The 21,842-nt window shown below is 66.7% G+C and carries 19 protein-coding genes; 13 read left to right on the top strand and 6 right to left on the bottom strand.

Annotated elements, in window-relative coordinates:
• The first annotated feature begins 41 nt into the window (after nucleotides 1-41).
• Nucleotides 42-1,997, top strand: a complete 1,956-nt coding sequence (locus QM470_RS18160; protein ID WP_283340294.1) for a two-component system sensor histidine kinase NtrB — start codon at nucleotides 42-44, stop codon at nucleotides 1,995-1,997.
• Between the two features lie 25 nt (nucleotides 1,998-2,022).
• Nucleotides 2,023-2,667, top strand: coding sequence for a response regulator transcription factor (locus QM470_RS18155; protein WP_283340233.1), 645 nt, complete (start codon nucleotides 2,023-2,025; stop codon nucleotides 2,665-2,667).
• Between the two features lie 99 nt (nucleotides 2,668-2,766).
• On the opposite strand, the gene QM470_RS18150 is transcribed toward QM470_RS18155, so the two are convergent.
• Both QM470_RS18150 and QM470_RS18145 read right to left on the bottom strand, forming a co-directional pair.
• Nucleotides 2,767-3,423: a YiaD family glycine zipper/OmpA-like lipoprotein gene (locus QM470_RS18150; protein WP_283340232.1), complete on the bottom strand. Its 657-nt coding sequence runs from the start codon at nucleotides 3,421-3,423 to the stop codon at nucleotides 2,767-2,769.
• Between the two features lie 325 nt (nucleotides 3,424-3,748).
• Nucleotides 3,749-3,874 carry a hypothetical protein gene (locus tag QM470_RS18145; RefSeq protein ID WP_280013697.1) on the bottom strand — a complete coding sequence of 42 codons (126 nt, stop codon included), beginning with the start codon at nucleotides 3,872-3,874 and terminating at the stop codon, nucleotides 3,749-3,751.
• On the opposite strand from QM470_RS18145, the gene mltA reads away from it, so the two are divergent.
• Nucleotides 3,873-5,045, top strand: coding sequence for a murein transglycosylase A (gene mltA, locus QM470_RS18140; RefSeq protein WP_283340231.1), 1,173 nt, complete (start codon nucleotides 3,873-3,875; stop codon nucleotides 5,043-5,045). The genes QM470_RS18145 and mltA overlap by 2 nt on opposite strands.
• A 187-nt stretch (nucleotides 5,046-5,232) precedes the next feature.
• Here mltA and QM470_RS18135 read toward each other — a convergent pair whose 3' ends face one another.
• Nucleotides 5,233-6,951, bottom strand: coding sequence for an MFS transporter (locus tag QM470_RS18135; RefSeq protein WP_283340230.1), 1,719 nt, complete (start codon nucleotides 6,949-6,951; stop codon nucleotides 5,233-5,235).
• A 125-nt stretch (nucleotides 6,952-7,076) separates the two neighbouring features.
• Nucleotides 7,077-7,571 (bottom strand): Lrp/AsnC family transcriptional regulator, encoded by a 495-nt coding sequence (locus QM470_RS18130; RefSeq protein ID WP_280013701.1) that lies wholly within the window; start codon nucleotides 7,569-7,571, stop codon nucleotides 7,077-7,079.
• Nucleotides 7,572-7,863: 292 nt separating this feature from the next.
• Here QM470_RS18130 and QM470_RS18125 point away from each other — a divergent pair, with 292 nt between their 5' ends.
• The 4 genes from QM470_RS18125 (at nucleotide 7,864) to secF (ending at nucleotide 15,065) form a co-directional block, all read left to right on the top strand.
• Complete coding sequence (locus QM470_RS18125) at nucleotides 7,864-11,463, top strand: indolepyruvate ferredoxin oxidoreductase family protein (RefSeq protein WP_283340229.1); 3,600 nt, start codon at nucleotides 7,864-7,866, stop codon at nucleotides 11,461-11,463.
• 316 nt (nucleotides 11,464-11,779) lie between these two features.
• Nucleotides 11,780-12,121 (top strand): preprotein translocase subunit YajC, encoded by a 342-nt coding sequence (yajC, locus tag QM470_RS18120; protein ID WP_283340228.1) that lies wholly within the window; start codon nucleotides 11,780-11,782, stop codon nucleotides 12,119-12,121.
• A gap of 77 nt (nucleotides 12,122-12,198) precedes the next feature.
• Nucleotides 12,199-14,100 carry a protein translocase subunit SecD gene (gene secD / locus QM470_RS18115; protein WP_066538122.1) on the top strand — a complete coding sequence of 634 codons (1,902 nt, stop codon included), beginning with the start codon at nucleotides 12,199-12,201 and terminating at the stop codon, nucleotides 14,098-14,100.
• A gap of 11 nt (nucleotides 14,101-14,111) precedes the next feature.
• Entirely contained in the window at nucleotides 14,112-15,065 is a 954-nt protein-coding gene (gene secF, locus QM470_RS18110; protein WP_283340227.1) for a protein translocase subunit SecF, read from the top strand.
• Between the two features lie 145 nt (nucleotides 15,066-15,210).
• On the opposite strand, the gene dprA is transcribed toward secF, so the two are convergent.
• Nucleotides 15,211-16,446, bottom strand: a complete 1,236-nt coding sequence (dprA, locus tag QM470_RS18105; RefSeq protein ID WP_283340293.1) for a DNA-processing protein DprA — start codon at nucleotides 16,444-16,446, stop codon at nucleotides 15,211-15,213.
• A gap of 226 nt (nucleotides 16,447-16,672) precedes the next feature.
• Between dprA and def the strand changes: the two genes are divergently transcribed.
• The 5 genes from def (at nucleotide 16,673) to QM470_RS18080 (ending at nucleotide 19,981) form a co-directional block, all read left to right on the top strand.
• Nucleotides 16,673-17,185 carry a peptide deformylase gene (def, locus tag QM470_RS18100; RefSeq protein WP_066538116.1) on the top strand — a complete coding sequence of 171 codons (513 nt, stop codon included), beginning with the start codon at nucleotides 16,673-16,675 and terminating at the stop codon, nucleotides 17,183-17,185.
• Nucleotides 17,182-17,700: an outer membrane protein assembly factor BamE domain-containing protein gene (bamE, locus tag QM470_RS18095; protein ID WP_283340226.1), complete on the top strand. Its 519-nt coding sequence runs from the start codon at nucleotides 17,182-17,184 to the stop codon at nucleotides 17,698-17,700. The genes def and bamE overlap by 4 nt, the downstream gene beginning before the upstream one ends.
• A 78-nt stretch (nucleotides 17,701-17,778) precedes the next feature.
• Nucleotides 17,779-18,756, top strand: a complete 978-nt coding sequence (gene fmt / locus QM470_RS18090) for a methionyl-tRNA formyltransferase (RefSeq protein WP_272970557.1) — start codon at nucleotides 17,779-17,781, stop codon at nucleotides 18,754-18,756.
• A complete protein-coding gene (locus QM470_RS18085) occupies nucleotides 18,753-19,643 on the top strand; it encodes an AzlC family ABC transporter permease (RefSeq protein WP_283340225.1) in 891 nt (296 codons plus the stop codon). Before fmt ends, QM470_RS18085 begins: the two co-directional genes overlap by 4 nt.
• The gene (locus QM470_RS18080; RefSeq protein ID WP_066538108.1) at nucleotides 19,640-19,981 is read left to right on the top strand and encodes an AzlD domain-containing protein; all 342 of its coding nucleotides are present in this window, start codon (nucleotides 19,640-19,642) and stop codon (nucleotides 19,979-19,981) included. Before QM470_RS18085 ends, QM470_RS18080 begins: the two co-directional genes overlap by 4 nt.
• A gap of 115 nt (nucleotides 19,982-20,096) precedes the next feature.
• Here QM470_RS18080 and QM470_RS18075 read toward each other — a convergent pair whose 3' ends face one another.
• Nucleotides 20,097-20,498, bottom strand: coding sequence for a DUF3717 domain-containing protein (locus QM470_RS18075; protein WP_066538395.1), 402 nt, complete (start codon nucleotides 20,496-20,498; stop codon nucleotides 20,097-20,099).
• 427 nt (nucleotides 20,499-20,925) lie between these two features.
• Between QM470_RS18075 and QM470_RS18070 the strand changes: the two genes are divergently transcribed.
• Nucleotides 20,926-21,690, top strand: coding sequence for a TerC family protein (locus QM470_RS18070; protein ID WP_066538106.1), 765 nt, complete (start codon nucleotides 20,926-20,928; stop codon nucleotides 21,688-21,690).
• The last annotated feature ends 152 nt before the right edge of the window (nucleotides 21,691-21,842 follow it).

The raw sequence follows: 21,842 nt of genomic DNA, 5'->3' as shown, positions 1-21,842 counted from the left end.
GCTGGTCGTTGTGGACCCTGCTGGTGGTGCTGGTGGTCAGCATGCTGGTCACCATGGTGTGGCTGGCCGGCCGCTATGAGGCCAGCCAGGTCCAGGACAAGCTGGAGCGCGACACCGTGGGGGCGGTGTCCGAAATCCGCTCCGCGCTGGCCCGCAACATGCAGGATCTGCAGGCCCTGAATGCCGGGGACGTGGCGCTGGAAGACTGGCGCGTGCGTGCGGCCGAGCTGCTGCAGGTGCGCCGCGAGATCGTGCGCGTGGAATGGCGCAACGCCGCCATGCGGCTGGTGGCCCATGCCGAGACCCCGTACCGCGGCGAATACTGGAGCGACAACTTCCGCGAGGAAAGCGAAACCCACGCCGTGGCGGCCTGTTCCAACGCCCGGCGCACCAATGCGGCGACCTATTCGCCCAGCTACTTCCAGCTGCTGGGCGAAGGCCTGGGCATGGAACTGATGGAGGCCTGCCAGCCGCTGCAGCACCAGGGCCATTTCGTGGGCTATGTGGTGGCCACCTATTCGCTGCCCAACATCCTGAGCAGCCAGGTCAGCAAGAACCTGACACGCAACCAGGAGGTCTCGTTCACCGAGCCCGATGGCACGCGCCTGGCCCTGGTGGGGGCGGCCTGGCGTGGCACGCGTGTGTTCTCGGCCCAGCAGCTGCTGGACCTGCCAGGCCACACGCTGGTGCTGCGCATGGACAGCTGGCACCGTGCACCCAGCGTGTTCCCGAACGTGCTGACCGCGCTGGTGACGGCCATGTCGATTGCGCTGGTGAGCGTGCTGGTGGTGCTGGTGCGCGACAACCGGCGCCGCCTGCGTGCCGAACGCGACCTGGGCGATGCGCTGGCCTTTCGCAAGGCCATGGAGGATTCGCTGATCACCGGCCTGCGCGCGCGGGACCTGCAGGGCCGCATCAGCTATGTGAACCCGGCGTTCTGCGCCATGGTGGGCTTCAGCTCCGAAGAACTGCTGGGGCTGGACATCGCCCCCTACTGGCCGCCGGAGCTGGCGCAGGAATACCGCCAGCGCCAGGGGCGCCGGCTGTCCGGCGCCATTCCCACGGCGCGTGAAGGCCATGAGTCGGTGTTCATGCGCAAGGACGGCACGCGCTTTCCGGTGCTGATCTTCGAAGCGCCGCTGATCAATGCCCAGGGCCAGCACACCGGCTGGATGAGTGCGTTCATCGACATCAGCGAGCAGCGCCGCATCGAGGAGATCTCCCGCGCCTCGCAGGAACGCCTGCAGGCCACGGCCCGCCTGGCCACGGTGGGCGAGATGGCCTCGCTGCTGAGCCACGAGCTGACCCAGCCGCTGATGGCCATTGCCAGCTATGCCTCAGGCTCGCTCCACCTGCTGGAAGGTCCGGGCAACACGCCGGTGGCGCAGCTGACCGGCGAGCAGGCGCGGGAGCAGTTGCAGGAGCTGGTGGCCGTGATGCGCAAGATCGGCTTCCAGGCCGACCGTGCCGGGCGCGTGATCAAGAGCGTGCGCGACTTTGTGCGCCGCCGCGACCAGTCGCGCGAAGCCGTGTTTCCGCAGGAACTGCTGGATGCCGTGCTGCCGCTGGTGCGCATGCAGGCGCGCAAGCTGGGCGTGGACGTGGAGACCTATGTGGCCCCCGGCCTGCCGCCGGTGTGGTGCGATGTGACCATGGTGGAGCAGGTGCTGCTGAACCTGACGCGCAACGGCATGCAGGCCATGGAGGCGGCGCAGATCGTGGAGCGCCGGCTGGAAGTGCGGATCCAGGCGCCGGAAGCCGGACAGCCCGCCGACCGGCTGGTGTTCTCCGTCAGCGACTGGGGCATGGGGATTCCGGACGAGGTGGCCGACCAGCTGTTCGGGGCCTTTTTCACCACCCGCCCGGAGGGCATGGGCCTGGGTTTGAGCCTGTGCCGCACGGTGGTGGAGCAGCATGGCGGACAATTGCAGCACCGTCAGCACCAGCCGCGTGGTACGGTATTCACTTTCACGCTGCCCGTTGCGGTACCGCAGTGAAGCCACTCTCCCCCTGACAGACACCATGGAACCAGTCCCCAACGCTACCGTCTACATCGTCGACGATGACGCCGATGTGCGCGAGGCTCTTGCCTGGCTGCTGCGCTCGCGCCGGCTGCTGAGCGAATCCTATGACAGTGCCGAGGCCTTTGAAGCCATGCTGGCCACGCACAGCCCTTCGCGCACGCCCTGCTGCCTGCTGCTGGACGTCCGCATGGGCGGCAAAAGCGGTCTGACGCTGTTTGACGACCTCAAGGCCCAGGACCAGATCGGCCGCATGCCGGTGATCTTCCTGACCGGCCACGCCGATGTGCCCACGGCGGTGGACACCGTCAAGCGCGGGGCCTTCGATTTCTGCGAGAAACCGTTTTCCGACAACGGCCTGGTGGACCGCATCGAGCAGGCGCTGGCCGTGTCGGCCCAGTGGCTGGAGGCAGCGGCCCAGCAGGAGACGGTGCGCACCCGCCTGTCCGAGCTGACCGAGCGCGAACGCGCGGTCATGGGCCTGGTGGTGGAAGGCGTGCCCAACAAGCTGATTGCCGACCAGCTGGACATCAGCGTGCGCACGGTGGAAGTGCACCGCGCCCGGGTGTTCGACAAGATGCAGGTCAAGTCGGCGGTGGAGCTGGCCAATCTGCTGCGCGCCCACGGCCAGTTGCCGGCGGCCTGAGCACCACGAGGGGGGGGCGGCATGGCCGCCACGCCCCTGCAGCTCCCCCATGCAAAAAGGCCGCGACTGCGGCCTTTTTGTGGTCTGGTGTGGATGGTTTTACTGGGCCGAGCGTTCGCCCACGAAGATTTCCACGCGGCGGTTGCGGCCACGGCCATCGGCCGTGTCGTTGGTGGCCACGGGCTGCATGGAGCCACGGCCTTCCACGCGGATGCGGTTGCCGTTCACGCCACGGGCGGTCAGGTAGTTGCGGGTGGATTCGGCACGGTGCAAGGACAGCGGGTTGTTGATGGCGTCGGTGCCGGTGCTGTCGGTGTGGCCCACGATGCGCACATCGGTGTTGGGGTTGTTGCGCAGGCCTTCGGCAAAGCGGTCCAGGATGGGGGCGAAGTTGCTCTGGATGTCGGATTTGCCGGTGGCAAACGAGATGTCGCTGGGGATGTCCAGCTTCAGCTGGTTGTCTGCCGTCTGGGTCACGGCCACGCCGGTGCCCTGGGTGGCGGCTTCCATCTCGCGCTTTTGCTTTTCCATGTGCTGCGACCAGATGTAGGTGCCCAGGCCGCCCACAGCAGCGCCTGCGACCGCACCCACACCGGCCTTGCCGCCGGTGGCGGCGCTGATGGCGGCGCCGGCCAGGGCGCCCACACCAGCACCGGTCGCGGTGCGGCGGGTGGTGTCGCTCATGCCGGTATTGGCGCAGCCGGTGATGGTGAGGACGGCGGCCGTGGCGGCTGTAAGGATGATCTTGTTACGCATAAAAAACACTCCTAGTCAGGTTGCGTGGAGTAGGCGGCGCGGCAATCGCCACGTCGCGGACCTGAAATTGTGGTGACGTGATGCCTTGAGGCTATCAGTGTCTCGGGCCGGTTCACGTAGGACACGAGGTGCAGTGTAGGCCGCCGGTAGAGGGAGTGGGTGCTGGCACTGCGGGCAATGAAGATTTTTCATAGTGTGTGCGGCCGCAGCAGGCGGACGCGCGGCCAGGCGCGCCGGTCCGGCGGCCTGCGCCATGCTGCGCCGCAGCGATGCGCCATGCCCGTGTGCAACCACCGGCGCCACGCCGCGGTCACAGTGCCGGGGGCTAGTGCTGCGGCGGTTCGTCCTGCGGCGGCCGTTCGCCCTTGGGGCGGCCGGAGAACATGGTCCACCAGACAATCAACACCAATACCAACAAAGCCAGTAGCGCTTCAAGCAAAATCAGGGTCATGAATCTCTCTCTCCTGCTGCGAGCATCGTTGGCTGTCATTGTAGGAAGCCTGGTGGCCTGCTCCAGCCCCCCCAAGCCTACGGGTTCCGGCCCATTGCCTTCCGAGCCTTCGATCGCCCTGGGCGATGGCAGCGATGCCGAGCCGCTGCCGCCCACGGCCCTGCAGCCCAAGAGCCGCTGGGTGCCGGTGCGCTGGGCCGAGCTGCCCGGTGTGCAGCAGGACGCCCTGCACGAAGCTTGGAACGCCATGCTCAAGAGCTGCGAGCGTCCCAGTCCGGCGTTTTCGCCCCTGTGCGGCGAGGTGCGCCGCATGAGCCTGTCCAGCGAGGCCGAGCAGCAGCTGTGGCTGCGCTCCCGCCTGCAGCCTTACCGGGTGGAGGGCCATGACGGCCGCGTGGACGGCATGCTGACCAGCTATTACGAGCCGCAGATCATCGCCAGCCGCCAGCCCACGGCCGAATTCAACATTCCGCTGTACGCCCTGCCGGCCGGCCGCACCGCCAAGGGCGGCCCCTGGTACACCCGCCAGCAGATCGAAACCCTGCCCGCCGCCCAGGCTGCGCTGCAAGGCAAGGTGATTGCCTGGATGAACGATCCGGTCGAGGCCATGGTGCTGCACATCCAGGGGTCGGGCCGCCTGCAGATCACCGAGCCCGACGGCCGGGTGCGCCAGGTGCGCGTGGCCTACGCCGGCACCAACGACCAGCCGTACAAGAGCATCGGCAAATGGCTGCTGGACCAGGGCCTGGTGCGCGATGCCACCTGGCCGGGCATCAAGGCCTGGATCGCGCAGAACCCCGGCCGCACCCAGGAGCTGATGTGGAGCAATCCGCGCTATGTCTTCTTCCGCGAGGAAGCCCTGGAAGGGGTGGACATCAACTTCGGTCCCAAGGGGGCGCAGGGCGTGGCGTTGACACCCGGGCGCAGCATTGCCGTGGACCGCGGCAGCATTCCCTATGGCACGCCGGTGTGGCTGCATACCACCGGCCCGCAGGTCAGCCTGAGCCGGCTGGTGCTGGCGCAGGACACGGGCAGCGCCATTGTGGGGGCAGTGCGCGCCGACTATTTCATGGGCTGGGGGCATGAAGCCGGCGAGCTGGCCGGCCGCATCAAGCAGAACCTGCGCCTCTGGGTGCTGTGGCCCAAGGGCGTGCCGGTGCGCGGAGGCTAGTCTGCGCTGCCGTCGTGGCGGCGCAGGCGATGGGTGCTTGCTCCCCCACAGGTCTTTCATGGGCGAAGATGCGGCATGCCCCGGCCCGTACAGACATTTCGGGCGCATGCTGCGCTGCAATAAAAAAGGATGCCCCGGGCATCCTTTTTTATGGGCTTCGGCCACCCGGCGCGGCCGGGCAGCCGGGTCAATCCGTCTCGAAGTAGCGGCGCACCGTGGGCGGTGTGTCGTGCACATGGAAGGCCAGCTTGCGTTCACGCAGCGCCACATCGGCCGCCGTCACGCGCTCAAAGCGGCGCAGGTGCTCGGTCCAGGATTCGTCCACGATCTGCTCCACATAGCGCTCGGGCTGCTCCATGCTGTGCAGCAGGCTCCAGCCCACCGCCCCCTGGCGCAGGCGGCTGCGGCGGCTTTCCTGCATCAGCGTGCGAAAGCGCCGGGCCTTGGCCGGATTGATGCGGTATTCGATCTGTACCACCACGCGGCCGCCTTCGGGGCGGTCGTGCGTGGGCGGGATCCAGGCCTTGGAGGGGCTCAGGTCTTCCAGCGCCTGGCGTTCGGCCACCAGGCGCTGCACCAGCAGCATCACCAGCACGCCGGTGACGGCAGCGGCCATCAGGCTGGTGGGCACGCTGGTCAGCGAGGCCACCTTGCCCCACAGCGCCGCACCGATGGCCGTGCCACCCATGATGGACATCTGGTAGGCCGCCATGCCGCGGGCGCGCACCCAGTTGGGCAGGGCCATCTGGGCTTTCACGCCCAGGCTGTTGGCGGTGGAGATCAGCGCCATGCCTGCCACCATCATGCAGGCAATGGCCAGCAGCAGGTGCGGCACCAGGGCCACGCCCACCGTGGCCAGTGCCATCACGCAGGTGCCGACAATGACCAGCTTTTCGCCCAGCGCCTGGCGCAGGCGCGGCAGGAACATGGCGCTGATGATGGCGCCCGCGCCCATGGAGGCCAGCAGGATGGTGAAGGTGCCGGCGCCGCCGACAAAGTGGCCCTCGAAGCGCTGGGCCGTCAGCGGCAGCAGCGCCATGATGGCGGTGGACATGAAGAAGAAGGCCACGGTGCGCGCAATCACGGCGCGCATGCGCGGCGACTCCTTGACGAACTGCAGGCCCACGCGCATCGCGCTGTGCAGGCGTTCGCGGCCCAGCGGGTTTTCCGGCTGGTGGCGCTTCCAGCGCACCAGCACGATGCCCGAGAGGATGGACAGCACGGCATTCAGCACAAACACCCAGGCGCTGCCCAGGCTGGCGATGATGGCGCCCGCCACCAGCGGGCCGACGATGCGCGAGGCATTCATGGCCACGCCGTTGAGCGCCATGGCCGACGGCAGGTGGGCCTTGCTGACCATCTCCGGCAACAGGGCGGAAAACACCGGCCAGCGCATGGCTGTGCCGATGCCGTTGGCAAAGGTGAGGGCCAGCAGCAGCGGTGCCGTCATCCAGCCCATGGCCACGGTGATACACAGCAGCACCGCCACCGTGGCCACCAGGAACTGCGTGGCGATCACATAGCGGCGGCGGTCCAGGATGTCGGCCAGCGCCCCGCTGGGCAGGCCCAGCAGAAAGACCGGCAAGGTGGAGGCAGTCTGCACCAGGGCCACCAGCACCGGCGAGGTGGTCAGCGAGGTCATCATCCAGGCTGCGGCCACATCGTTCATCCACATGCAGATATTGGCCGCCAGCGTGACCCCCCAGAGCATGCGGAAGCTGGAGGAGGCCGCCAGCGGCGCCCAGGTGGACACCGGCTTGCTGGCCTGGGGCGAGCGGCTGTGCGGGCTGGCCGGGTCTTCCAGCACCTGGCCGGCGGGCGCCGGTGCCGGTGCGGGGGGAACGGGCGCAGCAGGGCCGTGCGCGCCAGAAGAATCGGAAGAGGGGGGAGGAGAGGCTTCGGACATGGCCGGGCCATTGTGCTTGGAAGCCGCGCGCCGTGCAGGCGGTCGGACGCCTTGGTGACTCACTGTTTGCGGTCTTGCGGTGCGTCCGAGGCGTGCTGCAGTGCAGCAGCTTTCGCCTGCGGCGGTCAGCCCCTGGCCGGTGGCTTGGGCTGCAGATGGCCCAGCGGCCAGGCGCTGCTGGACTTGACCTCGCCCAGCGAAAAGCTGGTGTGCATGTCTTTCACATTCGGCAGGTTCAGCAGCACGGTGCGCGTGAAGTGCGAAAAGCTTTCCAGGTCCTTGGCCACCACCTGCAGCTCGAACATGCCTTTGCCGCTGATGTAGTGGCAGGACACGACTTCGGGAATGGCGCGGATGGCCTCCTCCATCTCGCGGGTGCGCACACCGGTGCTGATTTCGGCGTCGATGCGCACAAAGGCCAGCACGCCCAGGCCGATCTTGTGGCGGTCGATCTCGGCGTGGTAGCCGCGGATGAAGCCCGCCTCTTCCAGCGCCCGCACGCGCCGCCAGCAGGGCGCGGCCGACAGCCCCACGCGCTGGGCCAGCTCGGCATTGGTCAGACGGCCGTCGGCCTGCAGGGCGGCGAGTATGCCCAGGTCGAATTTGTCGAGATTGTTCACTTTTTGGTAGATCTGAGAAAAATCCTTGCGCAAGACTGCAGGAAGTCGGCAAAGAAAGCAATCACCTTCCGGGCGGTGGAACCTACACTTGACCCGCATCATCGAAATTACATACAAAAGGTGCGGGGCCATGTCTGCGGGATTCGCTCCAGACGGGACCACTGCGCCGCCCATGGAGACAAGCGATGAAAGCCTATCCCGAAGCCGGGTGCGCCAGCGTGCGCGCCTCAGCCGAGCCCCGCCTTCCGGCCCAGGGCGCAGGAACTGCCGCTGCAGTGCATGGAGGTGGTCTATGAACGCCCCCTTGCCCGAAAGCGTGCGCCGCGCACTGGAAACCGTCACGCTGGATGACAAGTACGACCTGCAGCATGGCCGTGCCTTCATGAGCGGGGTGCAGGCGCTGGTGCGCCTGCCCATGCTGCAGCGCCAGCGCGATGCCCAGAACGGCCTGAACACGGCCGGTTTCATCAGCGGCTACCGGGGCTCTCCGCTGGGCACCTACGACCAGTCGCTGTGGGCCGCCAAAAAGCATTTGCAGGCCAATAACATCGTCTTCCAGCCGGGCGTGAACGAGGAGCTGGCCGCCACCGCCGTCTGGGGCACACAGCAGCTGGACCTGTACCCGGACTCCAAGAAGTTCGACGGCGTGTTCGGCATCTGGTACGGCAAGGGCCCGGGCGTGGACCGCTGCTCCGATGTGTTCAAGCACGCCAACATGGCGGGTACCGCCCGGCATGGCGGCGTGATTGCGATTGCGGGCGATGACCACATCAGCAAGTCCTCCACCGCCGCCCACCAGAGCGACCACATCTTCAAGGCCTGCGGCACGCCGGTGTTCTTTCCCAGCAATGTGCAGGACATCCTGGACATGGGGCTGCACGCCTTCGCGATGAGCCGGTTTTCGGGACTGTGGTCCGGGCTGAAGACCATCCAGGAAGTGGTGGAGTCCTCGGCCAGCATCTCGGTCGATCCGGACCGCGTGAACATCGTGCTGCCGGAAGACTTCGCCATGCCGCCGGGCGGGCTGCATATCCGCTGGCCGGATGTGCCGCTGGAGCAGGAAGCGCGGCTGATGGACTACAAGTGGTACGCCGCGCTGGCCTATGTGCGGGCCAACAAGCTGAACTACAACGTGGTGCAGGGCCAGAACGACCGCTTCGGCCTGATTGCCAGCGGCAAGGCCTACAACGACATGCGCCAGGCCCTGGTGGACCTGGGCCTGGACGATGCGGTCTGCCGCCAGCTGGGCATCCGGGTGCACAAGGTGAATGTGGTCTGGCCGTTGGAGGCCTCGATCACCCGCGATTTCGCCCAGGGCCTGCAGGAAATCCTGGTGGTCGAGGAAAAGCGCCAGGTCATCGAATACCAGCTCAAGGAAGAGCTGTACAACTGGCGCAACGATGTGCGCCCGAACGTGCTGGGCAAGTTCGACGAGCAGGAAGGCGACAACTCCGGCGGTGAATGGAGCATGCCCAACCCCAGCCAGAACTGGCTGCTGCGCCCCAAGGCCGACCTGACGCCCGCCATCATCGCCCAGGCGATTGCCAAGCGCCTGAAGAAGCTGGGCGTTCCCGCCGACATCGAGGCGCGCATGGAGCAGCGCCTGGCGGTGATTGCGGCCCGGGAACGTTCGCTGGCCGAGATTCCGGCCGGCACGGCCGACCGCACGCCCTGGTTCTGCAGCGGTTGCCCGCACAACACCAGCACCCGCGTGCCCGAAGGCTCGCGCGCGGTGGCGGGCATCGGCTGCCACTACATGACCACCTGGATGCCGGACCGCAACACCAGCACCTTCACGCAGATGGGCGGGGAGGGCGTGACCTGGGTGGGGCAGGCGCCGTTCACCAAGGACAACCACGTCTTCGCCAACCTGGGCGACGGCACCTACTTCCACAGCGGTCTGCTGGCCATCCGCCAGAGCATCGCCTCGGGTGCCAACATCACCTACAAGCTGCTCTACAACGATGCGGTCGCCATGACCGGCGGCCAGACCGTGGGTGAGCGGCCCGAAGGCCATTCCGTGGCGCAGATCGCCCACAGCCTGCGTGCCGAAGGCGTGGTCAAGCTGGTGGTGGTGACGGACGACCCCAGCAAATACCATGGCCGCACCCACCATGTGGACGCCAATCCGGCGCGCGCCAAGCACCTGGAGCTGCTGAACGACCTGCCGCCGGGCATCGAGGTGTTCCACCGCGACGAGCTGGACCGCATCCAGCGCGAGTTTCGCGAGATCCCCGGTTGCACGGCCATCATCTACGACCAGACCTGCGCCACCGAAAAGCGCCGCCGCCGCAAACGCGGCACCCTGGCCACGCCCGACAAGACCGTGGTCATCAACGAGCTGGTGTGTGAAGGCTGCGGCGATTGCTCGGTGCAGTCCAATTGCTTGTCGGTGGAGCCGGTGGAGACCGATTTCGGCCGCAAGCGCCGCATCAACCAGAACACCTGCAACAAGGACTACTCCTGCGTCAAAGGCTTCTGCCCCAGCTTCGTCACCGTAGAAGGCGGCACGCTGAAGAAGCCCAAGAAGGAGAAGAAGGGCGATCTGTCGGCACTGCCTCCCATTCCCGAACCGGTGCTGCCCGTGGCCGAGACAGCCTGGGGCATTGTGGTGGGCGGCGTGGGCGGTACCGGCGTGATCACCATCGGCTCGCTGCTGGGCATGGCGGCGCACCTGGAAGGCAAGGGCGTGGTCACGCAGGATGCCGGCGGTCTGGCCCAGAAGGGCGGCGCCACCTGGAGCCACATCCAGATCGCCAACCGCCCCGATGCCATCTACACCACCAAGGTGGACATGGCCAAGGCCGATCTGGTGATCGGGTGCGACCCCATTGTGGCGGCCAACAAGGCCTCGCTGGCGGTGATGCAAAGCGGGCGCACGTTTGTTGCGCTCAACAGCCACGGCACACCCACGGCGGCGTTCGTGCACAACCCGGACTGGCAGTTCCCCGGCGGCAGCTGCGAAGCCGCGATCGCCGGTGCGGTGGGCACCGGGCTGGTCGGCAGCTTCGACGCCGAACAGGCTGCCGTGCAACTGCTGGGCGACAGCATCTACACCAACCCGCTGATGCTGGGCTACGCCTGGCAGAAGGGGCGCGTGCCACTGGCCCACGCCGCGCTGATGCGCGCCATGGAGCTCAACGGCGTGCAGGTGGACAACAACAAGGCCGCCTTCGAATGGGGCCGTCGCTGCGCCCACAACCTGGCCGAAGTGCAGGCGCTGTACCATGCAGCGCAGGTGATCCGCATCGTCAAGAAACCCTCGCTGCAGGAACTGGTGGCCAAGCGGGTGGAATTCCTCAATGGTTACCAGAATGCCGCCTATGCAGCCGAGTACCAGGCACTGGTGGAGCGCGTGCATGCGGCCGAAAGCGCGCTGGGCAAGAGCACGGCGCTGAGCGAGGCCGTGGCGCGCTATCTGTTCAAGCTGATGGCCTACAAGGACGAGTACGAGGTGGCCCGCCTGCACACCGACCCGGCGTTTACCGCCCGGATCGCGGACATGTTCGAAGGCGACTACAAGCTGGTGCACCACCTGGCGCCGCCGCTGTCGGCCGCCAAGGACGCACAGGGCCACCTGGTCAAGCAGTCCTACCAGCCCTGGATCCGCAGTGCGTTCGGCGTGTTGGCCAAGCTCAAGGGCCTGCGTGGCACGGCGCTGGATCCGTTCGGCAAGACCGAGGAGCGCAGAACCGAGCGCGCGCTGATTGCCGAGTACCGGGCCAGTGTGGACGAGCTGCTGGCCGGCCTGACGGCCGAGAAGCTGCCGCTGGCCGTGCAGATCGCCCGCATTCCGGAAGACATCCGGGGTTACGGCCATGTGAAGGAGCGCCACCTGCTGACCGCCCGCCCCAAGTGGGCGCAGCTGATGCAGCAGTGGCGCCAGGCCTGATCGCCTGAGGAAATGCCCTGCCGCTGGCCGGCAGGGCGCTGTGTACGGCCTGGGGGCTGAGATGGCTTCCAGGCCGGGCTTGCGAGGGGAAGGTGGGGTGGTGGCTGGCGCAACGGCATGGAGCGGTTGCGCCAGTTTTTTCTGGCCACCCTGCCTGCGGACCGCTGTCGGCGGCGGTGAAGGCAAAAACCCGCCGCCAGCTTGGAATAGCCTCTGCGCCGCCAGAGAGGGCCGCATACAATGTCCCGTTCGCCTGGGACTTTTTGCGGTTGCAGGCTGCCGTTTTATCTAGAACATTCCAAACTGGAGCTCCTCCGTGTTTATTTCTTCCGCTTTCGCCCAGACCGCTCCTGCAGCTGCTGCCGGTGGCAACATGATGTCCACGCTCACCAACAACGTGCTGCCGATGGTGGCGATCTTCGCGGTGATGTACTTCGTGATGATCCGCCCCCAGATGAAGCGCCAGAAGGAACACCGCAGCATGGTGGAAGCTCTGGCCAAGGGCGACGAAGTGGCCACCGGCGGTGGTCTGCTGGGCAAGGTGAATGACCTGAACGAGCAGTTCCTGTTCATCGAAATCGCCAATGGCGTCGTTGTGCAAGTGCAGCGCAGTGCCGTGGTCCAGGTGCTGCCCAAGGGCACCGTCGGCACCAAATAAGCCCTTTTTGTGAGCGGGCCGGACGGCCATTGGCGCGCCCTGCCCTCTCACGCCCTGTGTGAGAGAAGAGCGCGAGCATGAACCGATACCCGGTCTGGAAGTACGCGATCATTGTGATCGCGCTACTGGTGGGGGTGGTCTACACCCTGCCGAATTTCTTTGGCGAGGCGCCTGCGGTGCAGGTGTCGTCGGCCAAGTCCACCGTCAAGGTGGACGATGCAGTGCTGCAGAAAGTGCAGACTGCCTTGCAGGCTGCCAGCCTGCCGACCGATCACCTGGCCCTGGAAGGCACTTCGGTCCGTGCCCGGTTTGATACGCCGGACGACCAGCTCAAGGCCAAGGATGTGATCCAGCGTGCGCTGATCACCGATGCGACCGACCCCGCCTACATCGTGGCGCTGAACCTGGTGTCGCGTTCGCCCGACTGGCTCACCGCCCTGGGCGCCAAGCCCATGTACCTGGGTCTGGACCTGCGCGGTGGCGTGCACTTCATGCTGCAGGTGGACATGCAGGCCGCGCTGACCAAGAAGGCCGAGTCCCTGGCCGGCGACCTGCGCACCATGCTGCGCGACAAGAACATCCGCCATGGCGGTATCTCGCGTGACGGCCAGACCGTCGAAGTGCGCGTGCGCGACCAGGCGACGCTGACGGCCGCGCGCAACCTGATTGCCGACCAGTTCCCCGATCTGCAGGCCAGCGATGTGCCCGATGGCAGCGACGGCTTTGTGCTGCGCGCCACCATCAAGCCCGAAGCCCTGCGCAAGGTGCAGGAGCAGGCGCTCAAGCAGAACATGACCACGCTGCACAACCGGATCAACGAGCTGGGCGTGGCCGAGCCGGTGATCCAGCAGCAAGGCCTGGACCGCATCGTGGTGCAGCTGCCCGGCGTGCAGGACACCGCCAAGGCCAAGGACATCCTGGGCCGCACCGCCACGCTGGAAGTGCGCATGGTGGACGAGTCCTCCGAAGCGCGTTCTGCCGAAATGGGCTCCGGTCCCGTGCCCTTCGGCACCGAGAAGTACAACGACCGCAACGGCCAGTCGCTGATCGTCAAGAAGCAGGTGGTGCTCACCGGCGAGAACCTGACTGACGCCCAGCCCGGCTTTGACAGCCAGACCCAGGAACCCACCGTCAATCTGACGCTGGACGCCAAGGGTTCGCGCATCTTCAAGGATGTGACCCGCGAGAACGTGGGCAAGCGCATGGCCATCATCCTGTTCGAAAAGGGCAAGGGCGAGGTCGTGACCGCTCCCGTGATCCGTTCCGAAATCGGTGGCGGTCGCGTGCAGATTTCCGGCCGCATGACCACGGTGGAAGCCAACGACACCTCGCTGCTGCTGCGCGCCGGTTCCCTGGCTGCGCCGATGGAAATCATCGAGGAATACACCATCGGCCCCAGCCTGGGTGCCGACAACATCAACCGCGGCATCCATTCCGTGGTCTGGGGCATGGTGGCGATTGCCGTCTTCATGTGCCTGTATTACATGGTGTTCGGTGTGATCTCCACCATCGCCTTGGGCGTGAACGTGCTGCTGCTGCTGGCCATTCTGTCCATGCTGCAGGCCACGCTGACCCTGCCCGGTATTGCCGCCATGGCCCTGGCTATCGGTGTGGCCATCGACTCGAACGTGCTGATCAACGAGCGCATCCGGGAAGAGCTGCGTGCCGGCGCCTCGCCGCAGGCGGCCATCCAGGCCGGCTACGAGAACGCCTGGCACACCATCCTGGACTCGAACGTGACCACGCTGATCGCCGGTCTGGCCCTGCTGGCCTTCGGTACCGGTGTGGTGCGCGGCTTTGCCGTGGTGCACTGCATCGGCATCGTCACCAGCATGTTCTCGGCCGTGTTCTTCTCGCGTGGCCTGGTCAACCTCTGGTATGGCCGCCGCAAGAAGCTCAAGAGCGTGTCCATCGGCCAGGTGTGGAAGCCCGAGGGCGATGACCACCGTTCCGTGGCCTCCCGCGGCAACAGCAACTAAGGAGGAAGACCATGGAGTTCTTCCGCATCAGAAAAGACATTCCCTTCATGAAGTACGCGTTGGTCCTCAACGCGGTGTCCTTCATCACCTTTGCCCTGGCAGTGTTCTTCCTGTTCACCCGGGGCCTGCACCTGTCGGTGGAATTCACCGGCGGCACGGTCATGGAAGTGGCTTATCAGCAGACCGCCGACATCGGCAAGGTGCGCGACAAGGTCGCCAGCCTGGGCTACAGCGACGTGGTGGTGCAGAACTTCGGCACCTCGCGCGACGTGATGATCCGCCTGCCGGTGCAAAAGGGCGTCACCTCGGCCCAGCAAAGCGAGCAGGTGCTGGGTGCGCTGCAGGCCGAAAATCCGGAAGTCACCTTGCGTCGCACCGAGTTCGTCGGCCCGCAGGTTGGCGAGGAACTGGTGCACGGCGGCCTGATGGCGCTGGGCATGGTGGTGCTGGGCATCGTGATCTACCTGGCGTTCCGCTTCGAGTGGAAGTTCGGCGTGGCGGCGGTGATCGCCAACCTGCACGACGTGGTGATCATTCTGGGCTTTTTCGCCTTCTTTCAGTGGGAGTTCTCGCTGGCGGTGCTGGCTGGCGTGCTGGCGGTGCTGGGCTACTCGGTCAACGAGTCGGTGGTGATTTTTGACCGGATCCGCGAAGCCTTCCGCAAATTCCGCAAGCTCAGCACCCACGAGGTGATCGACCACGCCATCACCTCGACGATGAGCCGCACCATCATCACCCACGCGTCGACCGAAGCCATGGTGCTGTCCATGTTCTTCTTCGGCGGCCCCAGCCTGCATTACTTTGCGCTGGCGCTGACCATCGGCATTCTGTTCGGCATCTACTCCTCGGTGTTCGTGGCCGCCGCCATTGCCATGTGGCTGGGCGTTAAGCGCGAAGACCTGGTGAAGGCGCCGGTGCGCAAGGAAGGCGATCCCAACGACCCGAATTCGGGCGCGGTGGTCTGACCCCCCTCGCTGCGTACGCGATGTAAAGGCACCTTCGGGTGCCTTTTTTCATGGGGTGGTCATGGCGTCTGCCGGCCAGCTGCCAATCGCCGCAGTGGCCGCACGTCCTGGCTCTGCGCGCTACGGCGTGGCGCCAGCGGGCCGCTCAGCTGCGCACCAGGCGCTGGAACAGTCCGCCGGGCAGGCGGGCCACCTGGCCGTCCAGCTCCTGCTCCAGCAGCCAGCCTTGCAGCGCGGCCATGTTCCAGCCGGTGCGGCCCTGCAGCTGGTCCAGGCCCATGGGGTCAAAGCCCAGCGCGGCCAGCACCGGGTGTTCGGCCGTGGTGCTGGGGCTTGGGGGCACTGTGGCGGTGGCCGGCGCAGCGGCGGGGGACGCGGAGGTCGGGGTTGGGGTGGGGGGCAGCTGCGTCAGCCGGTCCAGCGCCTGCCGGGCGGTGGGCAGCTCTTCCAGGATGTCCTGCACCGATTCCACCAGCTTGGCGCCCTCGCGCAGCAGCGTGTGGCAGCCCTTGGCCTGTGGGGCGTGGATGGAGCCGGGAATGGCAAACACCTCGCGGCCTTGCTCGGCCGCCAGCCGCGCCGTGATCAGCGAGCCCGAGGCCACGGCCGCCTCCACCACCAAGGTGCCGGCCGACAGGCCGGCGATCAGCCGGTTGCGCTTGGGAAAGTTGGCCGCCAGCGGCGGTGTGCCCAGCGGGTATTCGCTGAGGATGAAGCCCTGGCGCACGATGGCACGGGCCAGCGCCTGGTGGCTGCGCGGGTAGACCCGGTCGATGCCGGTGCCCACCACGGCCACGGTGCAGGGGCGCACGGCGCTTGGCAGCCCCTGCGGTGCGGATGCCAGTGCGCCCTGGTGGGCGGCGCCATCGACGCCCAGCGCCAGCCCGGATACCACGCACCAGCCTTGCCCGGCCAGCGTCTGGGCAAAGCTGCGGGCGTTTTCGCTCCCCTGGGCCGTGGGGTTGCGCGAGCCGACGATGGCCAGCGCACAGCGGCTGTCCAGCAGGGGCACGGGCTGCGCCAGCCAGGCCGCGGGGCCCAGGGCGTAGAGCATCAGCGGCGGGTCTTCGATCTGCAGCAGGACCGGGGGATAGCGCGGGTCGCCCAGCGGAATCAGGGCGCGGCCGCAACCCTCTCCCTCCGCTGCCCCGGCGTTCTGCAGCCAGGTCCATGCGGTGTCCAGGGCGGTGTCCCAGCCGGGTGGGTGCTGGTGCAGCTGCGCGGCCTGGCTGGCATGGACGCAGCTTTGCAGCGCTGCCGTGCTCTGGCTGAAGATGGCCCCGGGCTGGCCAAAGCGTGCCAGCAGGCGCCGGGCGGCGCCGTTGCCGACGCCCGGGGTCAGGGCCAGCCGCAGCCAGGCGGCCAGTTCGTCTTGCGACAGGGTCAGGGCAGGGGGCATGGGGGCTGTGTGAGGGAGGGCGGTGGGCGGGCGGCCGTGCCATGGGGGCGCGGCGGAACGGTAGAACTGTGGAATGGGGCCGCGCACGACCGGGCCATGTGCGGAAATTTTCAGCCCATGCCCCGGAGTGGGCAATGCCTATCGGTCGGCTGCATGGCGGCCAGCGGCAAAAGTGGCGAAAATAGTGACATCTGTTCTTGCATCTGCCATGGCACTTCTTCCTATCCTCTGCTATCCCGATCCACGCCTGCACAAGGTGGCGCAGCCTGTGGCCCAGGTGGATGACCGCATCCGCACCCAGGTGGCGCACATGTTCGAGACCATGTACGACGCCAATGGCATCGGACTGGCAGCGACGCAGGTGGATTTTCACGAGCGTCTGATCGTGATCGACGTGTCGCAGGACCGAGACCAGCCCCTGGTGCTGATCAACCCGGAAATCCTGTGGGCCAGCGAGGAAAAGCAGCTGGGCGAAGAAGGCTGCCTGTCGGTGCCCGGCATCTACGACGGCGTGGAGCGCTCCATCGCCGTGAAGATCAAGGCCCTGGACGAACAGGGCCAGAGCCGCGAGATCGAAGCCGACGGTCTGCTGGCGATCTGCATCCAGCACGAGATGGACCACCTGATGGGCAAGGTCTTCGTCGAATACCTGTCCCCCCTGAAGCGCAACCGCATCAAGACCAAGATGGTCAAGCAGCAGCGCGAGGCAGAACGCGGATGATCGCCCACCCAGTGCTCCACCGACTGGCGCGCTGGGTGTGTGCAGCGGCCGGCATGGCCGTGGTGGCGCTGGCGCTCACTGCCTGCGCCGTGCCCGAATGGCAGAAGCCCGGCACCCCGGCCAGCCAGATCCTGCAGGACATGGGGCAACCCCAGGTGCGCATCCCGCTGCCGGATGGCGGCGAGCGCTGGGTCTACAGCCGCCAGCCCATGGGGCAGCAAATCTATCACTTTGATTTTGATAGCGGACAGCGCTTGCTGTCTGTGCGCCAGGTGCTCAACGCTTCCGATTTCCACCAGCTGCGCCCTGGCGTGGACACGCAGGACAGCGTCTACCGCTACTTCGGCAAGCCTGCGCTGGTGGAGGGGGTGGCCAATTTCAAAGGCGACATCTGGACCTACCGTTTCCGCGAAAATGGCGGAGACCGCATGGCCCATGTGTTCCTGGATCCGCAGCGCGTGGTGCAGCGCATCATGTTTACCGACGAGTGGCGCAACGACGACGACCGTCGCTGACGGCGTCGCCCGCACACGGCCTGGCGGCGGTGCATCGTTTTTTCCGGACCGGGGCTGGTCCGCAGACTGGTTGAACCCATGAAAGTTATTTTTGCCGGCACGCCCGATTTCGCGCGCGTGGCCTTGGAACGCCTGCTGGCTGCAGGTTTTGACGTGCCGCTGGTGCTGACCCAGCCCGACCGCCCCGCCGGCCGCGGCATGAAGCTGCAGGCCTCGCCCGTCAAACAGTGCGCGCTGGAGCACGGCATCCGCGTCGAGCAGCCGCGCAGCCTGCGCCTGGACGGCAAATACCCCGAGGACGCCGCCGCTGCACGCCAGGCCCTGCTGGACGCGGGCGCCGACGTGATGGTGGTGGCCGCCTACGGCCTGATCCTGCCGCAGTGGGTGCTGGACCTGCCGCCCCGGGGCTGCCTGAACATCCATGCCTCCCTGCTGCCGCGCTGGCGCGGTGCGGCACCGATCCACCGCGCCATCGAGGCGGGGGATGCGGAAACCGGCGTGACCATCATGCAGATGGACATCGGCCTGGACACCGGCGATATGTGCGTGCTGGAGCGCCTGCCGATTGCACCAGATGACACCACCGGCAGCCTGCACGACAAGCTGGCCACGCTGGGCGGCCGCCTGATCGTGGAAGCGCTGGAGATGAGCGCCTGCGGTGGCCTGCACCGCACGCCCCAGCCGGCCGAGGGCGTGACCTACGCCCACAAGATCGAGAAAGCCGAAAGCGCCATGGACTGGCGTTTAAGCGCCACGGTGCTGGACCGCCGCCTGCGCGCCTTCACCCCGTTCCCCGGGGGCAGCACCCAGCTGGGCGAGGAAACCATCAAGCTGTGGGCCGCCGTGCCCGAGCCCTTCGACGGCAGCGCCCAGCCCGGCCAGGTGCTGGCCGCCGACGCCCAGGGCGTGCTGGTGGCCTGCGGCGAAGGTGCGCTGCGCTTGACGCAGCTGCAGCGCGCCGGGGGCAAGAAGCTGGCTGCGGCGGATTTTCTGCGCGGTTTCGAGCTGCCCGTGGGCAGCCAGTTGCAATTGCCACACCTGCCGGAGCAGCCATGAGCGAAGTGAACGTCCTGTGGCAGCGTGCCACAGGCATTGCACGCCAGCCGGCCTTCATGCAGGGGGTGCGCGACATGCTGGGCACCATGCCCGGCATTGCGGCCTGGGGCCTGGTCACCGGCGTGGCCATGGTCAAAAGCGGCATGTCGCTGCCGCTGGCGGTGTTCATGACGCTGACCATCTACGCTGGCAGCGCCCAACTGGCCGTGCTGCCGCTGATGGCCGTGGGGGCACCGCTGTGGGTGCTGTGGTTCACGGCGTTCTGCGTGAACCTGCGCTTCGTGATCCTGAGCACCATGTGGCGGGGCTTCTTCTCGCACCTGCGGCTGCGCCACCGGCTGGCGATCGGCTACTTCAGCGGTGACGTGATCTTTGTCGCCTTCACCAAGCGCTACCCCGAGGCGGTGAAGCGCCCCGAGCAGGTGCCCTACTTCTGGGGGGCGGCCCTGTCCAACTGGCTGGGCTGGCAGATCCCGTCCATCGCCGGCATCTACCTGGCGAATGTGATTCCGCTGTCCTGGGGCCTGGGCTTTGCCGGCGTGCTGGCGCTGCTGGGTGTGCTGTACTCCATGCTCAACGACCGCGCCACCTGGGTGGCCTGTGCCGTGGCCTCGCTGGCGGCGGTGGCGGCGTTTACGCTGCCGCTCAAGCTCAATATCCTGACGGCGATTGCCGCCGCCGTGAGCGTGGGCCTGCTGATGGAGCAGGCCGAGCGCCGTGCCGCCCGTCTGCGCCCGCTGCCAGCGGTGCGCCCGCCGGACCCGGCCAAGGGCGAACACCATCCGGTGCTGCCGCTGGATGAGGGCAGCGACACCGCATCTGCACGGCCGCATGCCGCTGCAGCCAACCCGGCCGCGAATGCGGCGGCCAGCAAGGAGCGTGCATGAGCGGCGGCGAACACTGGATCTGGGGCTATGTGGCCAGCCTGGGGCTGGCGGTAATCACCCTGGTCACGCGGGCCTTCTTCATGGTGCCCGAGCGCGAGCTGCCCATGCCCGAGTGGCTCAAGCGCGGCCTGCGCTACGCGCCGCTGGCGGCGCTGGCCGCGGTGGTGGCGCCGGAGATCGTGATGAGCAACGGCCAGCTGATCCACACCCTGGTGGATGCCCGCTTGCCGGCCCTGGTCTGCGCCACCGCCTACTTCTGGTGGAAGCGCGGCATCCTGGGCACCATCGTGGTGGGGATGGCGGTGTACCTGCCGCTGCACATCGGTCTGGGCTGGTAGGGTCCGGGCAGCCGCAGTGCCGGCCTTGCCGGTCCGGTGCGGCGAAACATCCCCAGGAGGGCGCGCGGGTCGCGCCCTTTTTCATGCCCTGGCGGATGATGGTTGTGAGTGAAACTTACTTGGCGCGTTCGGCGTAGCGGGTGAAGCGCAGCGCCGTGCCCTCGGCCACGATGCGCCGCCATACGGCACGCTTGTGCACCGGGCTCAGCTCCAGCCACTGCTGCACCTCGCCAAAGCTGCGCCCGCAGCCCTTGCACTGGGCATCGCCCTGGCTGGTGGAGCAGATCGCGATGCACGGCGTGTCCGGCTGCGTTTCGTACCAGCCCAGCCAGGCCTGCATGGCGGCGGCGGACAGGCTGGCGGGGTTCACCTCCTGGGCGCCGGCATGGATCAGCCGCGCATACACCGGGGCCAGCGCTCGCACCTCGGGCGACAGGCGCACGCCGTCCGGACTGGGATGCCGCTGCCGCCAGTGGTTGATGGCGGCTTCGATGTCGGTGATGTGGATGCCGTGCATGGGCAGAAAGGGACGCAGCAAGGAAGCAAAAGGCAGGCGGCATGATAGTGCGCCCCCGGCATCCGCAGCCGCTGTGGTGTTTTGCGTGCAAATGACGACTTTTTGCTGCAACACCGCATTCTGTGTTCCAATAGCGAAATTCAAAGGGGAGTAGTTCCCCGTTTGCACCGCGCTGTCGCCAGGGCGGACTGCAGACGGATGCCAGGTCGTCAATACGGAGTCTTGCACTCCCGGCCTGCCAGGCACGGTCATACCGCTGTCGAACAAGACCTTTGGGCCCGTGGCTTCCATGGTCGGCTCAAAGTGTCACTTCCTGTCAGCAAGCACCGCTTGCCGGCAGCTTGTTGCCCCTTCTCTCCATGGTGCCCGGTATAAAGGCGCAGTCGGTTCGGAACTGGCTGTCTTTCGATAACGAGGACTTCTCACCATGGATTTGGACTTTCTCACCCATACCCCGTTCTGGATCGCGCTCGGCCAGATCATCATCATCGACATCCTGCTGGGTGGCGACAACGCGGTCGTGATCGCGCTGGCCTGCCGCAAGCTGCCGCCCGAGCAGCGCCGCAAGGGCATCATCTACGGCACCGCTGGTGCCATCGTGCTGCGCATCATCCTGATCGCCTTCGCCATGGTGCTGCTGCAGCTGCCTTTCCTGAAGGTGGTGGGCGCCCTGCTGCTGGTGTGGATCGGCATGAAGCTGATTGCGCCGGAAGAAGAAGGCCATGACAACATTGAAGGCAGCGACAAGCTGTTTGCCGCCATCAAGACCATCATCGTGGCCGACTTGGTGATGTCGGTGGACAACGTGATCGCCATTGCCGGCGCCGCCCAAAGCTCGGGCGAGCACCAGTTCCTGCTGATCGTGCTGGGCCTGCTGATCTCCATCCCCATCATCGTTTGGGGCTCGCAGCTGGTCATCAAGCTGATGGAACGCTACCCCTCCATCATCGTGGCCGGCGGTATGCTGCTGGGCTGGATCGCCGGCGGCATGCTGGTCACCGACCCGCTGTTCGTGGTGCCTGACCAGTGGACATGGGCTCCCAAGCTGCTGGAGTACAACGCCGAGACCAAGATGGCAGTGTTCAACTCCTCCATGCCCATCTACTGGATCGCCCACATCGGCGGTGCACTGCTGGTGCTGGCCATCGGCAAGATGGCTGCTTCCAAGAAGGGCAAGGCGGAACACGCCTAAGCGCTGAACAGCCCGGGCCACCTGCATGCGGGCGGCCCGCGGTCTCCACAGGGGCAATCGCAGGAAAGTGCTGCAAAAATGCGGGAACCAAACCGCAACATGCAGGCTCACACCGCCGATCTGCCCCTTTTTTGCGCCGACAACCAACAGGA

The sequence above is a fragment of the Comamonas sp. 17RB genome, assembly GCF_030056555.1.
Lineage (GTDB): Bacteria > Pseudomonadota > Gammaproteobacteria > Burkholderiales > Burkholderiaceae_C > Comamonas > Comamonas terrigena.
Note: the sequence above shows the minus strand (reverse complement) of the source record. Positions and strands in the feature narration are given on the sequence as shown.